This is a genomic window from Knoellia pratensis, from assembly GCF_042666395.1.
Classification (GTDB): Bacteria; Actinomycetota; Actinomycetes; order Actinomycetales; family Dermatophilaceae; genus Knoellia; species Knoellia pratensis.
Genome location: NZ_JBHTDJ010000004.1, coordinates 694,651 through 712,612 on the forward strand (window position 1 = coordinate 694,651; position 17,962 = coordinate 712,612).

At 69.6% G+C, this 17,962-nt stretch carries 22 protein-coding genes and 1 riboswitch; of the genes, 3 read left to right on the forward strand and 19 right to left on the reverse strand.

The genetic code is table 11. The features are described 5' to 3' along the window. Positions 1 to 17: 17 nt before the first annotated feature. Genes ACFQRE_RS19525 through hisI form a run of 8 tightly spaced genes read right to left on the reverse strand, consistent with a single transcriptional unit; the run spans position 18 to position 6,144 of the window. On the reverse strand, positions 18 to 497 hold the full coding sequence (locus tag ACFQRE_RS19525) for a MauE/DoxX family redox-associated membrane protein (protein WP_380125664.1): 480 nt from the start codon (positions 495 to 497) through the stop codon (positions 18 to 20). After that, entirely contained in the window at positions 494 to 1,306 is an 813-nt protein-coding gene (gene trpA / locus ACFQRE_RS19530; protein WP_380125666.1) for a tryptophan synthase subunit alpha, read from the reverse strand. The genes ACFQRE_RS19525 and trpA overlap by 4 nt, the downstream gene beginning before the upstream one ends. After that, positions 1,303 to 2,556, reverse strand: coding sequence for a tryptophan synthase subunit beta (gene trpB, locus ACFQRE_RS19535; RefSeq protein WP_380125668.1), 1,254 nt, complete (start codon positions 2,554 to 2,556; stop codon positions 1,303 to 1,305). The genes trpA and trpB overlap by 4 nt, the downstream gene beginning before the upstream one ends. Further along, complete coding sequence (trpC, locus tag ACFQRE_RS19540) at positions 2,553 to 3,350, reverse strand: indole-3-glycerol phosphate synthase TrpC (protein WP_380125670.1); 798 nt, start codon at positions 3,348 to 3,350, stop codon at positions 2,553 to 2,555. Before trpC ends, trpB begins: the two co-directional genes overlap by 4 nt. Positions 3,351 to 3,360: 10 nt before the next feature. Beyond that, on the reverse strand, positions 3,361 to 3,597 hold the full coding sequence (locus tag ACFQRE_RS19545) for an HGxxPAAW family protein (protein WP_380125672.1): 237 nt from the start codon (positions 3,595 to 3,597) through the stop codon (positions 3,361 to 3,363). Between the two features lie 41 nt (positions 3,598 to 3,638). Further along, on the reverse strand, positions 3,639 to 4,211 hold the full coding sequence (locus ACFQRE_RS19550; RefSeq protein ID WP_380125674.1) for a Trp biosynthesis-associated membrane protein: 573 nt from the start codon (positions 4,209 to 4,211) through the stop codon (positions 3,639 to 3,641). Then, complete coding sequence (locus ACFQRE_RS19555; protein ID WP_380125676.1) at positions 4,208 to 5,776, reverse strand: anthranilate synthase component I; 1,569 nt, start codon at positions 5,774 to 5,776, stop codon at positions 4,208 to 4,210. The genes ACFQRE_RS19550 and ACFQRE_RS19555 overlap by 4 nt, the downstream gene beginning before the upstream one ends. Next, positions 5,773 to 6,144, reverse strand: coding sequence for a phosphoribosyl-AMP cyclohydrolase (gene hisI / locus ACFQRE_RS19560; protein ID WP_380125678.1), 372 nt, complete (start codon positions 6,142 to 6,144; stop codon positions 5,773 to 5,775). The genes ACFQRE_RS19555 and hisI overlap by 4 nt, the downstream gene beginning before the upstream one ends. A gap of 36 nt (positions 6,145 to 6,180) precedes the next feature. Here hisI and ACFQRE_RS19565 point away from each other — a divergent pair, with 36 nt between their 5' ends. Beyond that, complete coding sequence (locus ACFQRE_RS19565; RefSeq protein ID WP_380125680.1) at positions 6,181 to 6,828, forward strand: TIGR03085 family metal-binding protein; 648 nt, start codon at positions 6,181 to 6,183, stop codon at positions 6,826 to 6,828. Here ACFQRE_RS19565 and hisF read toward each other — a convergent pair whose 3' ends face one another. Further along, on the reverse strand, positions 6,829 to 7,602 hold the full coding sequence (gene hisF / locus ACFQRE_RS19570; protein WP_380125682.1) for an imidazole glycerol phosphate synthase subunit HisF: 774 nt from the start codon (positions 7,600 to 7,602) through the stop codon (positions 6,829 to 6,831). A 35-nt stretch (positions 7,603 to 7,637) separates the two neighbouring features. Between hisF and ACFQRE_RS19575 the strand changes: the two genes are divergently transcribed. Next, entirely contained in the window at positions 7,638 to 8,783 is a 1,146-nt protein-coding gene (locus ACFQRE_RS19575) for an FUSC family protein (protein ID WP_380125684.1), read from the forward strand. A gap of 10 nt (positions 8,784 to 8,793) precedes the next feature. After that, positions 8,794 to 10,569 (forward strand): MFS transporter, encoded by a 1,776-nt coding sequence (locus ACFQRE_RS19580; protein ID WP_380125686.1) that lies wholly within the window; start codon positions 8,794 to 8,796, stop codon positions 10,567 to 10,569. Between the two features lie 156 nt (positions 10,570 to 10,725). On the opposite strand, the gene ACFQRE_RS19585 is transcribed toward ACFQRE_RS19580, so the two are convergent. The 10 genes from ACFQRE_RS19585 to rpe form a co-directional block, all read right to left on the reverse strand. After that, entirely contained in the window at positions 10,726 to 11,124 is a 399-nt protein-coding gene (locus ACFQRE_RS19585) for a PH domain-containing protein (protein WP_380125688.1), read from the reverse strand. A 59-nt stretch (positions 11,125 to 11,183) separates the two neighbouring features. Continuing rightward, positions 11,184 to 12,029, reverse strand: a complete 846-nt coding sequence (hisG, locus tag ACFQRE_RS19590) for an ATP phosphoribosyltransferase (RefSeq protein WP_380125690.1) — start codon at positions 12,027 to 12,029, stop codon at positions 11,184 to 11,186. A gap of 14 nt (positions 12,030 to 12,043) precedes the next feature. Next, positions 12,044 to 12,307 carry a phosphoribosyl-ATP diphosphatase gene (locus ACFQRE_RS19595; protein ID WP_009775091.1) on the reverse strand — a complete coding sequence of 88 codons (264 nt, stop codon included), beginning with the start codon at positions 12,305 to 12,307 and terminating at the stop codon, positions 12,044 to 12,046. Further along, the gene (ribH, locus tag ACFQRE_RS19600; protein ID WP_380125693.1) at positions 12,304 to 12,786 is read right to left on the reverse strand and encodes a 6,7-dimethyl-8-ribityllumazine synthase; all 483 of its coding nucleotides are present in this window, start codon (positions 12,784 to 12,786) and stop codon (positions 12,304 to 12,306) included. The genes ACFQRE_RS19595 and ribH overlap by 4 nt, the downstream gene beginning before the upstream one ends. After that, positions 12,783 to 14,012 carry a 3,4-dihydroxy-2-butanone-4-phosphate synthase gene (gene ribB / locus ACFQRE_RS19605; protein ID WP_380125695.1) on the reverse strand — a complete coding sequence of 410 codons (1,230 nt, stop codon included), beginning with the start codon at positions 14,010 to 14,012 and terminating at the stop codon, positions 12,783 to 12,785. Before ribB ends, ribH begins: the two co-directional genes overlap by 4 nt. Further along, the gene (gene pnuC, locus ACFQRE_RS19610; protein ID WP_380125697.1) at positions 14,009 to 14,710 is read right to left on the reverse strand and encodes a nicotinamide riboside transporter PnuC; all 702 of its coding nucleotides are present in this window, start codon (positions 14,708 to 14,710) and stop codon (positions 14,009 to 14,011) included. The genes ribB and pnuC overlap by 4 nt, the downstream gene beginning before the upstream one ends. Further along, on the reverse strand, positions 14,707 to 15,366 hold the full coding sequence (locus ACFQRE_RS19615; RefSeq protein WP_380125699.1) for a riboflavin synthase: 660 nt from the start codon (positions 15,364 to 15,366) through the stop codon (positions 14,707 to 14,709). Before ACFQRE_RS19615 ends, pnuC begins: the two co-directional genes overlap by 4 nt. Beyond that, positions 15,366 to 16,397, reverse strand: coding sequence for a bifunctional diaminohydroxyphosphoribosylaminopyrimidine deaminase/5-amino-6-(5-phosphoribosylamino)uracil reductase RibD (ribD, locus tag ACFQRE_RS19620; RefSeq protein WP_380125701.1), 1,032 nt, complete (start codon positions 16,395 to 16,397; stop codon positions 15,366 to 15,368). The genes ACFQRE_RS19615 and ribD overlap by 1 nt, the downstream gene beginning before the upstream one ends. A 108-nt stretch (positions 16,398 to 16,505) precedes the next feature. After that, positions 16,506 to 16,634: riboswitch (FMN riboswitch) on the reverse strand. A gap of 74 nt (positions 16,635 to 16,708) precedes the next feature. Next, positions 16,709 to 17,272, reverse strand: coding sequence for a pentapeptide repeat-containing protein (locus ACFQRE_RS19625; RefSeq protein WP_380125703.1), 564 nt, complete (start codon positions 17,270 to 17,272; stop codon positions 16,709 to 16,711). A gap of 2 nt (positions 17,273 to 17,274) precedes the next feature. After that, entirely contained in the window at positions 17,275 to 17,931 is a 657-nt protein-coding gene (gene rpe / locus ACFQRE_RS19630) for a ribulose-phosphate 3-epimerase (protein ID WP_380125705.1), read from the reverse strand. Positions 17,932 to 17,962 lie beyond the last annotated feature (31 nt).

A 17,962-nucleotide genomic window follows, 5' to 3' on the forward strand; every position in this document is an offset into this window, starting at 1 on the left:
TGGTGGGGACGGAGGTGTCAGTTGGGCTGTTCTGTCGAGCCGAACAGCGCGCGTTCGAGGGCCAGCGGGGACCTCGGACGCCACGCGAGCCACAGACCGCACGCGAGCAGTCCGATGTCCTCGAGGATGCGCGGCAGGTAGGACGTCTCGGCGGCGCTCACCGTGCCGCCACCGCCGAAGCAGCCGCAGTCGATGGTCAGTCCGCGAGCCCACGCCTGGGCGATCCCGATGATGAACGCGACGAGCAGGAGGGAGGTGATGATCGCCGAGGCCCGAGTGAACAGGCCGACGACGAGCAACAGCCCGAGGATGATCTCCACGATGGGCAGGGCATAGCCGACGTAGGCCGCGAGCTCGTGCGGGAGGACCTGGTAGGCCTGCGTGGCCGTTGCCAGGGCTTCGGGGGTGGTGACCTTGAGGGCACCGGCGACGAGGAAGACTGAGCCGAGGACGAGACGGGCGATCAGCCCGAGGCCGTCCGCGACACGAGTGCTCACCTCGCTCCTTCCCTCACTCCCCTGGCCAGATCAGTCGTCAACTCGCGCAACGCGTCGAGGCGGGCCCCGAGTTCCCCGTCACCGCTGAGAGTCCTGACGAAGGCAGTGCCGACGATGACGCCGTCGGCGTAGTGGGCGAGCTCTGCGGCCTGGTCACCGTTGGAGACACCGAGGCCGACACAGACGGGGAGGTCGGTCACGGACTTGGTCCGGTCGACGAGGTCACGAGCCGAGGAACCGACGCTGGTGCGCTCACCCGTGACGCCCATCGTCGAGGCGGCGTAGACGAATCCACGGCAGGCATCCGTGACCCGGGACAGTCGCTCGGGCGTGGAGCTCGGCGCGACGAGGAAGACCCGGTCCAGGCCCTCTCGCTCGCTGGCAGCGATCCACTCCTGCGCCTCGTCGGGGATGAGGTCAGGGGTGATGAGGCCGGCGCCGCCAGCGGCAGCCAGTTCTGCGGCATACCGATCGACTCCGCGACGAAGGATGAGGTTCCAGTAGCTCATGACGAGCGCGGGGGCGCCGGCAGCGCGGACCGCCTGCGTCGCGCGGAACCCGTCGGCCACGTGGGAGCCACCACTCAGAGCGACCTCGACGGCGTGCTGGATGACGGGGCCGTCCATGAGCGGATCGGAGTACGGGAGACCGACTTCGACGATGTCGACGCCGCACTCGACCATCGCCACCATGGCGCGGATCGAGCCCTCGACGTCCGGGAAACCGACCGGGAGGTAGCCGATGAGAGCCGCGCGCCCCTCTGCCTTGCACTGCGCGAGGACGTCACTCACGCCGAGGTTCGGGCTCACAGCTGGGTCCGTCCGTCGCCGGTGGCGCCCGGGTCGTCGGACTCACCCGACGGGACGATCTCGTCCTCGACGACGTCGTCGACGAGACCGAACCACTCGGCGGCGGTGTGCATGTCCTTGTCGCCACGTCCCGACAGGTTCACGAGAATCGTCGCGTTCGGCCCGAGCTCACGCCCGAGGACCATGGCGCCCGCCAGCGCGTGCGCCGACTCGAGCGCCGGGATGATGCCCTCGGTGCGACAGAGGAGCCCGAAGGCCTCCATGGCCTGGTCGTCGGTGGCGTAGACGTATTCGGCGCGACCCGTGTCGCGAAGGAAGGAGTGCTCGGGCCCGACGCTCGGGTAGTCGAGACCGGCCGAGATCGAGTGCGACTCGACCGTCTGACCGTCCTCGTCCTGCATGAGATAGCTCATCGCTCCGTGGAGGACTCCGGGCACCGCGGTCGCGAATCGGGCCGCGTGACGGCCTTCGAGGCCCTCGCCACCGGCCTCGACGCCGACGAGCCGGACGCCCTCGTCCTCGATGAAACGGTGGAAGATGCCCATCGCGTTGGACCCTCCACCAACGCACGCCACGACCGCGTCGGGCAGTCGACCGGTGAGCTCGAGCACCTGCTCGCGCGCCTCGACTCCGATGATGCGGTGGAAGTCGCGCACCATCTCGGGGAACGGGTGCGGGCCGGTCACCGTGCCGATGAGGTAGTGGGTGTCCTCGACGTTGGTGACCCAGTCGCGCAGGGCCTCGTTGATCGCGTCCTTGAGCGTCGCGCTGCCGTGCTCGACGGCGACGACCTCGGCACCGAGCATGCGCATCCGTGCGACGTTGAGCGCCTGGCGCTCGGTGTCGACCTTGCCCATGTAGACCCGGCACTCGAGGCCCATGAGGGCGGCTGCTGTCGCGGTGGCGACGCCATGCTGGCCGGCGCCGGTCTCGGCGATGACGCGCGTCTTGCCCATGCGCTTGGTGAGCAGGGCCTGGGCGATGACGTTGTTGATCTTGTGCGAGCCGGTGTGGTTGAGGTCCTCGCGCTTGAGGATCACCCGGGCGCCGCCGGCGTGGGCGGCGAACCGCGGCACCTCGGTGATGATGCTCGGCCGGCCGGTGTAGGTGCGGTGCAGGTGCTCGAGCTCGGCCTGGAACGTCGGGTCCTGCATCGCCGTCAGACGTGCCTCGTCGAGCTGCTCGAGCGCAGGGATGAGGGCCTCGGGGACGTAGCGTCCGCCGAACTCGCCGAAGCGTCCGGCGGTCATGCGCGACTCCCGGCGCCGGCCGCGATGATGTCGCGCACGGTCGTGGCTGGGTCCGTTCCTCGCACGAGGGTCTCGCCGACGAGGACCGCCTGAGCACCCTGCGCGGCATACATGGCTGCATCCTCTGCGCCCCGGATACCGGACTCGGCCACGGTCACGATTCCCGGAGGGATGAGGGGCACAAGACGCGAGAACGTGTCGGGGTGGATCTCGAAAGTCTTGAGGTTGCGGGCGTTGACCCCGATGACCCGCGCGCCGGCGTCAACCGCGCGCTGCGTCTCACCCTCGTCGTGGACCTCGACGAGCGCAGTCATGCCGAGATCCTGGGCGAGCGTGTGCATGCGCACCAACTCGTCGTCAGTCAACGACGCGACGATGAGCAGGATGATGTCCGCGCCGTGCGCACGGGCCTCCCAGAGCTGGTAGTCCGTGACCATGAAGTCCTTGCGCAGCACCGGGATCGAGACCGCGGCACGCACCGCATCCAGGTCGTCGAGGCTGCCGCCAAAGCGTCGCTGCTCAGTGAGGACGCTGATGGCCGTTGCCCCGGCATCGGCGTAGGTGCGCGCCAGCGACGCGGGGTCAGGGATGTCGGCGAGGGCTCCCTTGCTGGGGCTGGCCCGCTTGACCTCGGCGATGAGAGAAAGGCCGTCGGCCCGCAGTCGCTCCTCGGCGTCAATGGCACCGGGAATCTGCGAGATCGCTCGCTCGAGGTCATCAAGGCTGACCCGCTCGGCCCGGACGGCGAGGTCTTCACGCACACCGGCGACGATGGCGTCGAGCACGGTGGTCATCGGCGCCGGCTCAGGAGAGGTTGGTGTCGCTGCGCGCGACGTCGCCGTTGATGCCGTAGCCCGCGAGGGCCAGCACCTTGCCCGCGACGAGGCCCACGATCACGAGCACGACGCCACCCACGAAGAGCGGCACATTGGGGAAGATCATCGCGATGGCCATGATGGCGGAGGCGACCAGCACGGTGCCCACCATGACCCAGGCCGCCACGCTGTTGCCGTGGTTGTCGTCGTCGCCGTGCTCAGACATGAATGCCTCCCGAAAAAGATGTGAGTTCGCGCGACATTGTGTCAGGTTCGCGGTGTCTGACCGACATCGGTGGGGTCCTCCCCGGCGGTGAGCTGGTCCCAGTCGCTCTCCGGCGCGCGGCCCGGTGCCTCGTAGCGGGACGACAGGCCGGGGGCCACGCGCCGGACCCGGGTCAGCCCGGCCAGAGCCAGCCCGGCCACGACGAATCCGAGCAGGGCGACCCAGGGCCAGGCGTTGACGGTCGAGTGGGTCTCGAGGGAACCGGTGCGACCAGCCGCGGCCGCAGCGATCGGCCCGAGGACCGAACCCGGATCGAGGAGGACCCGAGCGATGCTGGCGATACCGCCCACCACGGCGAGAGCGGTGAGGACCAGCGCGACGATGCGGGCACGAGGTCCGGCGGTGGCCGACGCCACGGCACCCGCGACAACGACGAGAGCCAGGGCAACGACTCCCCCGGCGGCCTCCGCCCCAGTCGCATGCACCGTGGTGGCGCCCAGGACGACGTCGTCGACGGATCCCGTGAGCCACGTGCGTGAAGCAACCACGACGACGAGGAACGCCCCGAGGATCACGAGGAGGACGAGGACGCCGCGACTCCTGAGCGCGTTCACGTCACTCTCCTCAGGGCCGAAGCGGTTGCGACGGCACGCAGCACCGCGGTCGCCTTGGCGATGCACTCGTTGTGCTCGTTGCGTGGGACGGAGTCGGCGACGATGCCCGCGCCCGCCTGGACGTGCGCGGTGCCGCCGTCGATGAGGGCCGTGCGGATGGCGATGGCCATGTCAAGGTCTCCGTGGAAGTCGAGGTAGCCCACGACGCCGCCGTAGACGCCACGTCGCGAGGGTTCGTAGCCCTCGATCAGCGCGAGCGCGCGTGGCTTGGGTGCACCCGAGAGCGTGCCCGCGGGGAACGTCGACACGAGGACGTCATAGGCCCGCACGCCGGCGCGCAACTCGCCCACCACGGTGGACTCGAGGTGCATCACGTGGCTGTAGCGGCGCACGTCCATGAACTCGACGACGTCGACGGTGCCGGGCTGGCACACCCGTCCGAGGTCGTTGCGGCCCAGGTCGACGAGCATGACGTGTTCGGAGCGCTCCTTGGGGTCGGCGAGGAGGTCCTCGGCCAGGCGCACGTCGTCCTCGGGTGACTTGCCGCGAGGGCGCGACCCGGCGATGGGGTGCGTGATGGCCTGCGTGCCCGTCACCTTGACGAGCGCCTCCGGCGAGCTGCCGACGACGTCGTATGCCGTGCCGTCCGGTCGCGTGAACCGGAAGAGGTACATGTAGGGGCTGGGGTTGCCCGCACGAAGCGCGCGGTAGACGTCCAGTGCATCAGCGGGGCACGGTATCGAGAAGCGCTGTGAGAGAACGACCTGGAACACCTCGCCAGCGCGGATGTCCTCCTTGGCGTTCGCGACAATCTGCTCGTACTCGTCGCGCGTGAGGTTCGTCGTGACTGTCCCGAGCGCCTCGTCGACAACGGCGGTCTCGACGAGGGACACCGTGCTCTCGGCGCTGGCGCCCAGCGCGCGGGTCATGGTGTCGAGCCGGGCGACGGCGTCGGCCCAGGCGTCCTCGACGCGCTCGTCGGTGGCGTCGTAGTTCACGGCGTTGGCGATGAGCAGGACCGAGCCGTCGGTGTGGTCGAGGACGGCCAGGTCGGTGGCGAGCATCATGGCGATCTCAGGGATGTGCAGGACGTCGGGAGTCGTGGCCGGCACCTTCTCCCAGCGGCGCACGGCGTCGTAGGAAATCATCCCGACCATCCCACCCGTGAGGGGTGGCAGCCCGGGGATCGGGTCGGTCGCGAGGGCAGCAACGGTGTCGCGCAACGCTTCCGTGGCAAGTCCCGTGGTCGGCACGCCAACCGGCGGTTCGCCGATCCAGTGCGCCTCGCCGTCCTTCTCGGTCAATGTGGCCCGGCTTGCGACGCCGACGATCGAGTAGCGCGACCACACTCCGCCGTGCTCCGCCGACTCGAGCAGGAAGGTGCCGGGACGGTTCTGGGCGAGCTTGCGATAGAGACCGACCGGCGTCTCGGCGTCGGCCATGAGGCGGCGGACCACGGGGATGACCCGTCGGCTCTCGGCGAGCACGGAGAAGACGTCGAGCGAGGGCCAGGTGGCACCAAAGCTCAGATCGGGTGAGGGCTGCGGCTGGTCACTCGTGCTCACTGGCCGACCTCCCCGACGACGACCTCGAGGGCGCCGGCGTCGAAGCACGTGCGGTCCCCCGTGTGGCAGGCCGCACCGATCTGCTCCACCCGCACGAGCAGGGCGTCTCCGTCGCAGTCGAGCGCGACGGACTTCACGTATTGGGCATGGCCCGACGTGTCGCCCTTGCGCCAGTACTCCTGCCGGCTGCGCGACCAGAACGTCACGCGCCCCTCGCTCAGGGTGCGGCGCACGGCCTCGACGTCCATCCAACCGAGCATGAGCACCTCACCGGTGTCGTGCTGCTGGATGATCGCGGCGACGAGGCCTGCGTCATCGAAGCTCAGGCGGTCGGAGACAGCGTGGTCGAGATCAGGCACGTCCGCCATTGTGCCGCGCGGGTCATGTGGCGCGAGGATGGGTCCATGACGGAACCCTCGATCAGCATCGCACGCAGGGAGCGTCTCGACCTGTGCGAGACCTTCGAGTCCGTCGGACCCGATGCCCCCACACTCTGTATGCCGTGGACCACCCGGGAGCTGGCGGCGCACCTCGTGATCCGGGAGGGTCGCCCGGACCTGGCCTCGGGCATCTGGGTGCCCTTCCTTGCGGACCGGACAGAGCGTGAGCAGGCCAAGGTGGCCGCCCAGCCGTGGCCCGCCCTCATCGAGGCCGTGCGCTCGGGTCCGCCGAGCTGGCACCCGGCCCAGCTGGCCCTCATCGACAACGCCGTGAACCTCGCCGAGATGGTCATCCACCACGAGGACGTCCTGCGTGGCGACGGGACACCGGGACCACGTCGTGAGCCCAGCGCCCACCTCGAGGCCGCCGCATGGGCGCTCCTGTCCCGTATGGGACGGCTCCTCTTCCGCAAGGTGCCCGTTGGTGTCGAACTGCACGCACCCGGCCGCGGCGCGCTCACGGTCCGGGGTGGCGACGCGACCGTCCACGTGTCGGGAGCACCGCTGGAACTGTTGCTCACGGCATACGGGCGTCGTCAGGTCGCACAGATCGACCTCACGGGCGACGACGCAGCCATCACGCGCTTCGAAACGGCCCGCTTCGGGCTCTGATCAGCGGACGGGGTGCCCGTCGGCGCGCAACGCGTCCTTGACCTGCCCGATGGTGAGGTCGCCGAAGTGGAAGACACTCGCGGCAAGCACCGCATCGGCCCCGGCGCGCACGGCCGGCGCGAAGTGCTCGACAGCCCCAGCGCCACCACTGGCAATGACGGGGATCGTCACCTCGCGACGGACCCGGGCGATGAGATCGAGGTCGAAACCGGCCTTGGTGCCGTCGGCATCCATCGAGTTGAGCAGGATCTCGCCGGCGCCGAGCTCGGCCGCACGCACGCACCACTCGATGGCATCGAGCCCGGTGCCAGTGCGACCACCATGCGTGGTGACCTCGACGTCGTCGCTGACCGTGCCGTCGTCGTTGCGACGTCGTCGCACATCGGCCGAGAGCACGAGGACCTGCGAACCGAAGCGGTCGGCGGTCTCGGCGATGAGTACGGGGCGGGCGATGGCGGCGGTGTTGACGCCCACCTTGTCGGCGCCGCTGCGCAGGAGCCGGTCGACGTCATCGACGGTGCGCACTCCCCCGCCGACGGTCAGCGGAATGAAGACCTGCTCCGCCGTGCGTCGCACGACGTCATAGGTCGTGGCGCGGTCACCGCTGCTCGCGGTGACGTCGAGGAAGGTGAGCTCGTCGGCGCCCTGCTCGCCGTAGGAGCGCGCGAGCTCGACGGGATCGCCGGCGTCGCGCAGGTTCTCGAAGTTCACGCCCTTGACGACGCGCCCGGCATCGACGTCGAGGCACGGGATGACACGGATGGCGACGCTCACGTGGGCAGGTTATCCGGCAGGGGATGATGCGGGGTATGCCGTCCGCCTCCGATCTGCCAGCCCGCGTCGCCGCGCGGTCCCGCATCGAGGCGCGCATCCGCACGGACCGCTTGTCCGGGCGGCTCGTGTTCATCGTCCAGTGCGGGGTTGGGGCGGCCCTCGCGTGGTGGCTGGCGAAGGACGTCTTCCACCACCCCTTGCCCTTCTTCGCCCCGGTGACGGCGATCATCTCGCTCGGACTCTCCTACGGGCAGCGCGTTCGGCGGGCCGTCGAGGTGATGATCGGGGTCGCCATCGGGGTGCTCATCGGCGACATCTTCGCCCACCTGTTCGGCAGCGGGATCCTGCAGCTGCTCGTGGTGATCATGCTCGCCATGACCATCGCGTCACTCTTCGGGGCGGGCCTGCTCATCACGATCCAGGCGGGCGTGCAGGCGGCCATCATCACAACCCTCGTGGCGGCGCCCGGACAGGCGTTCACGCGCTGGCTCGACGCCGTCATCGGTGGCAGTGTCGCGCTCGTCATCAGCGCGCTGGTCCCGGCGACCGGGCTGCATCGACCACGCCAGAAGGCCGCCCGCGTCGTGGAGGAGATCGCGGCCATCCTGCGTGAGACGGCCGAGGTCATTCGCAGCCACGACACGGCCCTCGCCGCACGCACCCTCGAGCGAGCACGCGCCTCCGAGTCGATGCTCGTGGAGCTCCAGTCCCTTGCCTCAGAGGGTGTCGCGGTGGTGCGGCTCTCTCCTTTCCGCCGACGCCACCTTCCCGGGGTGCAGGCCATCGCCGACCTGCTCGAACCCCTCGACCGGAGCATTCGCAACCTGCGGGTCCTGGTCCGGCGGGCCTCGGTCGGGACGCGGCGTCACGAAGTCGTCCCACCGGCATACGTCGCTCTCATCGATGACCTCGCGCGGTCGTGCGACGACATCGCTCGCGAGCTGCACGAACGCCACGAACCCGTGTCGGCTCGGGCGGGCCTGCGCCGACTGGGTGAGCGCAGCGCCGCCATCGACCCGGCCTCGGGGCTGTCGGGCGAGGTGATCCGTGCGCAGGTCCGGTCGATGGTCGTCGACCTCCTCGTCCTCACCGGTGTGCCCCTCGACGAAACCGGGGGCTACGTGCCCGTCTCGGCTCGCACGACCGATGGCGACGACGAGGGTGACTCGACACCGACCTAGGGTTGCCCGTGTGGCGAGTGATGCAGTGAGCGACGTGGACCACCTCACGACAGAGGTGCAACGACTCGTCGCCGACCGTGGCCCGCGCTGCGGCGACGTCACCATCGTCGCGGTCGACGGACCGAGCGGATCCGGCAAGACCACCCTCGCGGCCGACCTCGGGCGCGACCTCGATGCCCTCGTCCTCCATGTCGACGACATGCACCAGGGCTGGACCGGGCTGCTCTCGAGCGTCGAACTCGCGCGCGCCTCCCTGGTGGATGCCTGGTCGCAGGGCGAGCCAGCGAGCCACCCCACGTGGGACTGGGATGACGACCGCCGCGGCGCCGATGAGGCTGTGCCCCAGGCGAATCTCGTCGTGCTCGAAGGTGTCGGTGCCTTTGCCATCGCGGGTGACTCGGCTGCGGTCACAGTGTGGGTGGAGGCGCCCACTGAACAGCGCCACGACCGTGCCATCGCCCGCGACGGGGAGGTCTTCGCGTCCCACTGGGACCTGTGGGCAGACCAGGAACGACAGCTGTATGCCGTCTCGCCCGGCCGCGATGATGCGGACGTCCGACTCGACACGGGCGCGCCCTGGGTGGACAGCGGCCCGGCCGCGGAGGAGGGGGGTCCGTCGCTCGCCCTCGTCGTCATCGGAGTCGTCGCCGTCTCCCTGAGCATGCGCACGCTCATGACTTCACTGCCACCCCTGCTGCCGCAGATCCGTGAGGACCTCGGCCTCAGCTCCCTGTGGCTGGGCGTACTCACCACGCTCCCCGTGCTCTGCATGGGCCTGCTCGCACCTGCGGCGGCACGCCTGGGGCTGCGCCTCGGCGTGGTCCGATGCATCTCCCTGGCCATGGTCGCCGTGGCTGCCGGCAACCTCGTGCGCGGGTTTGGCAACGAGGTCGTCGTGCTCTATCTCGGCACGCTGTGTGCCGGCGCAGGGATCGCCCTCGCCGGGACGCTGCTGCCGGGCATGGTCAAGGACTTCTTCCCCTCCGGCCGCGCAGGCCTCGCCACCGGGCTCCAGATGATCGCCATGATGGGCGGCGCCGGGGTGGCGGCCGGAGTCTCAGTCCCCCTGGCCGATGCTCTGGGCGACTGGGAGCTGTCCCTCGGCTTCTGGGGGCTCGTCGCGCTCCTCGGCATGGTCTTCTGGCTGCCCGTCGATCTCGCCGTGCACCGCGGCGGAGACCACGACCAGCACCCCGCCGGCACCGGCCACCGGTTGCCGTGGCGCAGCACGACGGCCTGGCTCGTCGCGGCCTTCCTCGCCGTCCAGTCGTGGCAGTTCTACTCGACTCTCGCGTGGCTCTCCCCCACATACGTCGGACACGGCTGGGACGCCCACGACGCTGGACTCCTGCTGTCGGTCTTCACCGGCGCGCAGCTCGTCTCCGGTCTCGTCGGCCCGGCCATCACCGACCGGGTGGGTGACTGGCGGATCCCGCTCGTCGGCGCCGGGCTGTGCGGTTTGGCTGGTCAAGCGGGCGTGTGGGCTGCTCCTGAGGCCGCGCCGTGGGTGTGGGCCCTGCTGCTCGGCGCTGCCCAGGGAGCATCCTTCGCGATCGGTGTCGTCCTGCTCGTCCGGTATGCCGTGTCGCCGGCTGCCGCCGCCCGTTTCACCGCGATGGCCTTCCTCGTGTCCTACACGGTGGCGTCGATGGGTCCGACCACGATGGGTGCGGTGCGCGACCTCACCGGGGGCTACTCGGCGATCTGGCTCGTGCTGGCGTGCCTGATGGTCGTCCAACTGGGCGCAGGCCTGGCCCTCAACCCCAAACGCGAACCCGTCCGCTGACCAGATCGTGCGGTCTGGCCGTTCGGTCCCGCGTCTGCCCGGCGCCTCGATAGGTGTTCGCTTGCATCGATAACCCATAGGTGTGCAGCCGAACACCAATCGGCTATCGACCCGAACCACACCCACACCGCGCGCGGGGTGGCTCTTCGCTCCGCGTCAAAGGCGGGTGCGGGACTGCGCGACGAGGTCGGCGAGGCGCTGGGCCTCGGCGCGTGCCGAGTCTCCATCGGCGCGCTGGATCGCCATCACCGCAACGGACTCCGTGTCCTTGAGATGCAGGGTGGCCCACGGGTCGCCCTCGTCAAAGGTCACGTCCGCGACCTCGTCCCAGGCAATGTGTCGGCGACCGACAAGATTGTGGATCGACAGTCCCGATTCGTCGGGAATCGCTGCGATGACTGCCCACCGCAGGAGCACCCCGGCGAGGGAGAGTCCGAGGACGGCCATCATGATGCGGTCGGCAACGACCCAGTCGCCACCAGCATCCGGACCGGCCACGAGCAGGGCGAGAACCGTGAAGAGCACGACGGACAGGACCGCCATGACGATCGCCATGAGCCGACCCCGACGTGATCGGAACGGCGCCCGCGAGAGGGAGGCCGACTGGGCGTCGGTCACAGGCGGCACGCCGCGATGTCGGTGACGAGGATGGCTCGGGCGCCGAGCTCCCAGAGCTCGTCCATGACCTGGTTGGTGACCGACCTCGGGACCATGGCGCGCACGGCCTTCCAGTCCGGGTTCTGCAGGTTCGAGACCGTCGGCGACTCGAGGCCGGGTGTGATCGCGCACGCGTCATCGACGAGCGCGGCCGGGACGTCGTAGTCGAGCATCACGTAGTGACGAGCCGTGACGACACCGAGCATGCGCCGGTGCAGCACCTCGATGCCCGAGTCCTCGTGACTGCCGTCGCGGCGGATGAGCACGGCCTCACTGCGCAGGATCGGGTCGCCGAAGACCTCCAGGCCCTGGCTGCGCAAGGTGGCACCCGTCTCCACCACATCCGCGATGACGTCAGCGACACCGAGGGTGATCGCGGTCTCGACGGCACCGTCGAGGCGCACGACCTCCGCCTGAACACCGTGCTCGGCGAGGTGCTTCTCGACGAGACCCTGGTAGCTCGTGGCCACCCTGCGCCCCGCGATGTCCGCGACGGCGGACACGGTTCCGGGCTGGCCGGCATACCGGAAGGTCGAACCACCGAACCCGAGCGCCATCACCTCGGTAGCGGCACTGCCGGAGTCGAGGAGCAGGTCGCGACCGGTGATGCCGCAGTCCACGGTGCCGGAGCCGACATAGACGGCGATGTCGCGCGGGCGGAGATAGAAGAGCTCGACGCCGTTGGCCTCGTCGTTGACGACGAGTTCCTTGGAATCGCGACGCGTGCGGTAGCCCGCTTCGCGCAGCATCTCGGCGGCGGGGTCAGCGAGAGAACCCTTGTTGGGAACGGCAATGCGCAGCATGAGGGGCTCGTGTCTCAGAGGTGGGTGTAGACGTCGTCGAGGGTCAGACCCTTGGCGACCATGAGGACCTGCAGGTGGTAGAGCAGCTGGGAGATCTCCTCAGCCGCGCGCTCATCGCTCTCGTGCTCGGCGGCCATCCAGACTTCGGCGGCCTCCTCGACGATCTTCTTGCCGATGGCATGCACGCCCGCGTCGAGCTCCGCGACGGTGCCCGATCCCTCCGGACGGGTCGCGGCCTTGTCGGTGAGCTCGGCGAACAGCGCGTCGAAGGTCTTCACGCGTCAATCGTACGAGGGGCCAGGTCGCGCAAGGTCACGGCGGTGGCCACGGCGGCCTGGGCAGCCTCCGCGCCCTTGTCCTCGCTCGACCCCGGCAGGCCGGCTCGCGCCAGCGCCTGCTCGGCGGTGTCGCAGGTGAGGACACCGAAACCGATGGGGACACCGGTGCGGATGCTCACGTCGGTGAGGCCATGGGTGACCCCACTGCAGACGTAGTCGAAGTGCGGTGTGCCGCCACGGATGACGACCCCGAGCGCGACGAGAGCGTCGTACTCCCGCGAGAGTCGTGCGCAGGCCACGGACAACTCGACGGTGCCGGGAACGCGGATCACCGGGACGTCAGGAAGGCCGGCCTCGGCAAGCGCGGCAACTGCTCCGGCGACGAGACCGTCCATCACGGCCTTGTGCCAGGACGCAGCGACGATGGCGACCCGCAAGCCGGTCCCGTTGGGGAGGACCTCCGGCGCCCCGGCCTTCATGCGCTGGCCTCGGAGGAGTCGAGGGAGTCGAGGACGAGGTCGTGTCCGAGACGGTCGCGCTTGGTGCGCAGGTACGCCGCGTTCGTCGCGACGGGAGCGACCTGGAGTCGCTCGATCGTCGCGACGTCAATGCCCGCGGACACGACGGCCGCGACCTTGTCCGGGTTGTTGGTGAGCAGCCGGACGGTGCTCACGCCGAGGTCGTGGAGGATCGCCGCCGCCGCCGAATAGTCGCGTGCGTCGATCGGCAGACCCAGCTCCTCCTGTGCGGTGACGGTGTCAGCGCCGGTGTCCTGCACGGCATACGCCGCGATCTTGTCGGCAAGGCCGACACCCCGACCCTCGTGTCCACGCACGTAGACGACGACGCCGCCCTCGCGACCCACGCGGCACTGGGCGCGACGCAGCTGCGGGCCGCAGTCGCAGCGCGCCGAACCGAAGACGTCGCCGGTCAGGCACTCGCTGTGGAGTCGGGTGAGGACGGAGCCGTCGCCGAGGCCCAAGGGGCTGACGAGCGCGAGGTGCTCGTCGCCCGTGAGCGTGTCGCGATAGGCGTGCACCGTGAAGACTCCGTCAACCGTCGGCAGCGTCGTCGTCGCGTGGCGGACGACGCGGTCGTGGCGTTGACGGTGGGCCACCAACTGTTCGATGGTGATCACCGGAAGGTCGTGCTCGGCGCCGAGGTCGAGGACTGCGGGAAGGCGCATCATCGTGCCGTCGTCGTGGGTCAGCTCGGCGATCGCTCCGACCGGCTCCAGACCTGCAAGCCGGCACAGGTCGACGGCCGCCTCGGTGTGGCCGCGACGGGCGAGCACTCCACCGTCGCGTGCCCGCAGCGGGACGACGTGACCGGGGCGGATGAAGCTGGCCGCAGTGGCAGTTGGCGATGAGAGCAGACGCACCGTGTGGGCGCGGTCCGCCGCGCTGATGCCCGTCGTGACGCCTTCGGCTGCGTCGACGGTGATCGTGTATGCCGTCCGCAACCGGTCCGCGTTCTCCCTCACCATGAGTGGGAGGTTCAGTCGGTCGGCGACATCGTCGGGCATCGGGGCGCAGACGTAGCCCGACGAGTGGCGGATGGTCCACGCCATCCACTCGTCCGTAAGGGTCTGGGCCGCCAGAATCACGTCACCCTCGTTCTCGCGGTCCTCGTCGTCGGTCACGAGCACCGGCCGACCGGCACGCAGGGCCTCGAGGGCGCCCTCGATCGTGGAGAGGCGGGTCATGAGTGCACCTCTGCCAGCTCACGTTCGGGGTCGCGCTCCTCGCGAGAGGCCTTGAGCCACACCGTGAAGCCGTAGAGCACCAGGGCGCCGTAAACGGCATACAGGACCGCGGACGGATAGAACTTCGAGTGCCACAGCAGCGGCACGCCGACGAGGTCCACCGCGATCCACATGAGCCAGAAGTCGTTCCAGCCGCGGGCCATCGCATAGGTCGCGAGCATGGAGCCGACGAAGATCCACGCGTCGCACCAGAAGTACCAGCGAGGGGCCGGCCATTCGGCTCCAATCGTTGCGAAGATCCACTGTCCGACGAGGACTCCGCCGCCCCAGACGCCAACGTAGGCCGCCCGCTCACGGACCGTCGCCCAACGCGGGGTCACGGCCGGCGAGTCGGCCCCGCGGTTCTTGCGGTGCTGCTGCCAGAGCCACCAGCCATAGATGCTCGTGATGATGAAGAAGACCTGGCGGCCGGCCTGGCCGTAGAGCGTCTGGTGCTGCGGATTGGCGAAGGCCACCCCGAAGAACACCGTGAAGAGCAGGGCGTTGCCGATGATGCCGGCTGGCCAGGCCCAGACGCGGCGACGCATGCCACCGATCGCGGAGGCGAACCCGAAGACGTTGCCCACGATCTCGCGCCACAGGATGTGCGAGCTGCCGATCGTCAGTTGGGCCTCGAAGAGGTGCTCGAGCCAGTTCATGCGGAAACCTCCAAGGTGGGGCGGGCGGTGGGAGTCGCGGACTCAGTGGGGCGGGCGGTGGGAGTGGCGGCGAGGAGACGCTCGACGTACTTCGCGAGGACGTCGACCTCGAGGTTGACGGTGTCCCCGACGGCCCGGTGACCGAGCGTGGTGAGAGCGAGGGTGGTCGGGATGAGCGAGACGCTGAAGGTGTCCTCCGTGACGGCCGAGACCGTGAGGCTGACGCCGTCGACCGTGATCGATCCCTTCTCGACGACATAGCGAGCCAGGTCCGCGGGCAACGTGAACGTCACGACCTCCCAGCGGTCACCCGGGACACGCTCGAGGACCGTGGCGGTGCCGTCGACGTGCCCCTGGACGATGTGACCCCCGAAGCGGCTCGTGGCGGCCATCGCGCGCTCGAGGTTGACCGGTGCTCCGACCTCCAGAGCGCCAAGACCACTGCGGGACAGGGTTTCTGCCATGACGTCGACGGTGAACCAGCCCGCGTCGACGTCGTGCTCCACCACGGTGAGACAGACACCGTTGACGGCGATGGAGGCCCCGTGGACGGCGTCGCTCGTGACGAGCGGACCGCGCAGGGTGAGGCGTGCTGACTCCTCCCCCAGGTCGACGCGGTCGACCTGACCGAACTCTTCGACGATGCCAGTGAACATCAGCGGGACTCCTCGAGGATGGTGGTGATGCGGACGTCGTGCCCGATGATCCGGGTGTCGGTGGGCTCCAGTCGCAGCGCGTCGGCCATGGTCGTGATGCCCAGGTCGCTCACGGACTGGCGCCCTCGGCCCAGGAGCACGGGCGCGATGTAGGCGACGATCTCGTCGACGAGCCCGTCGGCCATGAAGGCGGCAGCCACGGTGGGGCCCCCCTCGAGCCAGACGTGGTGGATCTCGCGCTCGGCGAGGAAGGCCAGGACCTCACGGGGGTGTCGCGTTCGCAGGTGCGCCGTCTCGGCCGAGTCGTCGAACACTCGCGCGTCCACAGGCAGGTCGCGCAATCCCATGACCACCCTCAGCGGCTGGTGGTCGTGCAGGGTGCCGTCGGGGTGGCGCGCGGTGAGCCGCGGGTTGTCGATGAGGGCCGTCCCGGTGCCGACGACGATGGCGCCGCATCGGGCGCGTTGGTCGTGGACATCCTGACGGGACTCGGGGCCGGTGATCCACTGGCTCGTCCCGTCGGCCGCTGCGCTGCGACCATCGAGAGTGGTCGCGAGCTTCCACGTCACCCAGGGCCGGCCGGTGCGGATGCGGTGCAGCCAGCTGCGGTTGAGCCTCTCGGCCTCGCGCTCGAGGAGCCCGCCCTCGATTGGGACACCGTTCGTCTCCAGCCAGGCGGCCCCACCGCCGGCCGAAGGATTGGGGTCGCTCACGGCATACACGACACGTGAAACTCCCGCGGCAGCCAGGGCGCGTGCACACGGCTCGGTGCGCCCCGTGTGGTTGCAGGGCTCGAGCGTGACATATGCCGTGCAGCCGGCCGCGCGATCACCTGCGGCTTCGAGGGCGGCGGCTTCGGCGTGCGGCGTGCCCGCCCCGAGGTGCCAGCCCTCCGCGACGAGAAGCCCGTGGGGGTCGACCAGGACGCAGCCGACGCGTGGGTTGGCGTCGGGCTCGGGTCCATTGGTCGCGACCACGAGCGCGCGGAGCATCCAGTGCTCGTGCGTGTCGGTCGTGCCGTGATCCTGCATTCGTCCTGCCCTCGTGCTCGAGACCTGGTGGTCGAGCTCCGGGGGACGTTGCAGCGGGTACCGTCGACGCATGACGCCGGACGGCGCGACCCCGAAAGGTCTCGCTGTCGCGTGCTGCCTACCATCCGGACTTTAACCGTCGGTCTGGGAGTTCCACCCAGTCAACCGACCGCTGGCTGCGGTCGGGTCGCGGACTGTCACCGCCGGTTCGGAATTGCACCGACCCCGGAGCACGTCAGTGACCAGTATGCCGCACACCACCCCCGCCACCGAAGTTCTGTCCACCGTGACATCGCCCACGACGCACGGGCTCAGGGGAAGGTCACGCCGAAGACGTCGAGCAGCCCGGGGGCGGCGTCGAGGTCGAGGCGCGCCCCCTTGAGGCGGTTGTCCCGCGGGTCGAGCGCGAGTCCGCGGGTGCCCCGCAGGTCGGTGTCGCGCAGGTCGGTGCCCACGAACCGCGCGCCCGACAGCTCCGAGCCTCCGAAGTCGACTCGGCGCAGGTCGGCGTCGGTGAAGTCGACGTCGGTGAGGACGCAGTCGCGAAAGACGAAGGCCGTGAGGTCGAGTCCGGCGAAGGTCGTCCCGTCGAGGCGGCAGCGTTGGAACCGCAGCGGCTGCGCGAGGAGCGAACCCGCTCCTGTCACCGTCCAGTTGACCGCGAGCATCTTGCAGCCGACAAACGTGCACTCGACGAATCGGGTGTCCGTCAGGGCCGTCATCGAGAAGTTGCAGCTCGTGAAGGTGCAGTCCTCGAAGACGCAGTCGAGCAACGTGGCACCCTCCCAGCTGAGCCCGTTCAGCTCCTCGCCGACAAGCTCGCGCCCCCGCAGGGTTTCCCCGGCAGCAAGCGAGTCCAGTGCGTGATCGGCCACGATCAGTGGGCGTGCGACGCTGCGAGAGAACGCAGCTCATCGATGGCGACCGCAGCCGACTCCGCGCCATAGACCGCTGACCCGGCCACGAAGACGTCCGCCCCGGCCTCGGCACACTGCTCGATGGTCTTGGCCGACACTCCCCCGTCGACCTGGATCCAGATCTCCCCACCGCGCTGCTCGACTGCCTTGCGCACCTCGGTCACCTTGGCCATCTGGTCGGCCATGAACGACTGGCCGCCGAAGCCGGGCTCCACGGTCATCACGAGCACCATGTCGAGCTCGGGCAGCAGGTCCGCGTAGGGCGCCCACGGTGTTCCGGGCTTGATCGCCATGCCGGCGCGTGCCCCGGCGGAGCGCAGGGCACGCGCAAGGGTCTGCGGGTCCCGCGCGGCCTCGATGTGGAACGTCACCGACTGCGCGCCGGCCTCGGCATAGGCGGGCGCCCACCGGTCCGGGTCCTCGATCATGAGGTGGCAGTCGAGCGGGATCGGCGACACCTTGAGCAGCGACTCGACGATCGGAAGCCCGAGGGTGAGGTTGGGGACGAAGTGGTTGTCCATGACGTCGACGTGCGCCCAGTCGGCGTTCGAGATCGCGTCGAGCTCGGACTGGAGATTGGCGAAGTCGGCGGAGAGGATCGACGGTGAGATCTGCACGCGAGCAGCCTACGGGTGAGTCGGCAGTGGG

Coding starts and splice junctions, on each gene's coding strand:
- ribH (WP_380125693.1), bottom strand. CDS start 12,786: ATGAAGGCCGGGGCGCCGGAGGTCCTCCCCAACGGGACCGGCTTGCGG.
- pnuC (WP_380125697.1), bottom strand. CDS start 14,710: ATGAACTGGCTCGAGCACCTCTTCGAGGCCCAACTGACGATCGGCAGC.
- ACFQRE_RS19615 (WP_380125699.1), bottom strand. CDS start 15,366: ATGTTCACTGGCATCGTCGAAGAGTTCGGTCAGGTCGACCGCGTCGAC.
- ribD (WP_380125701.1), bottom strand. CDS start 16,397: ATGCAGGATCACGGCACGACCGACACGCACGAGCACTGGATGCTCCGC.
- trpC (WP_380125670.1), bottom strand. CDS start 3,350: ATGACCACCGTGCTCGACGCCATCGTCGCCGGTGTGCGTGAAGACCTC.
- trpB (WP_380125668.1), bottom strand. CDS start 2,556: ATGACCGCCGGACGCTTCGGCGAGTTCGGCGGACGCTACGTCCCCGAG.
- hisG (WP_380125690.1), bottom strand. CDS start 12,029: ATGCTGCGCATTGCCGTTCCCAACAAGGGTTCTCTCGCTGACCCCGCC.
- ribB (WP_380125695.1), bottom strand. CDS start 14,012: ATGACCCGCCTCTCCACGATCGAGGGCGCCCTCGAGGCCCTGCGTGCC.
- hisI (WP_380125678.1), bottom strand. CDS start 6,144: ATGGCGGACGTGCCTGATCTCGACCACGCTGTCTCCGACCGCCTGAGC.
- ACFQRE_RS19545 (WP_380125672.1), bottom strand. CDS start 3,597: ATGTCTGAGCACGGCGACGACGACAACCACGGCAACAGCGTGGCGGCC.
- ACFQRE_RS19585 (WP_380125688.1), bottom strand. CDS start 11,124: ATGGCGATCGTCATGGCGGTCCTGTCCGTCGTGCTCTTCACGGTTCTC.
- ACFQRE_RS19565 (WP_380125680.1), top strand. CDS start 6,181: ATGACGGAACCCTCGATCAGCATCGCACGCAGGGAGCGTCTCGACCTG.
- ACFQRE_RS19575 (WP_380125684.1), top strand. CDS start 7,638: ATGCCGTCCGCCTCCGATCTGCCAGCCCGCGTCGCCGCGCGGTCCCGC.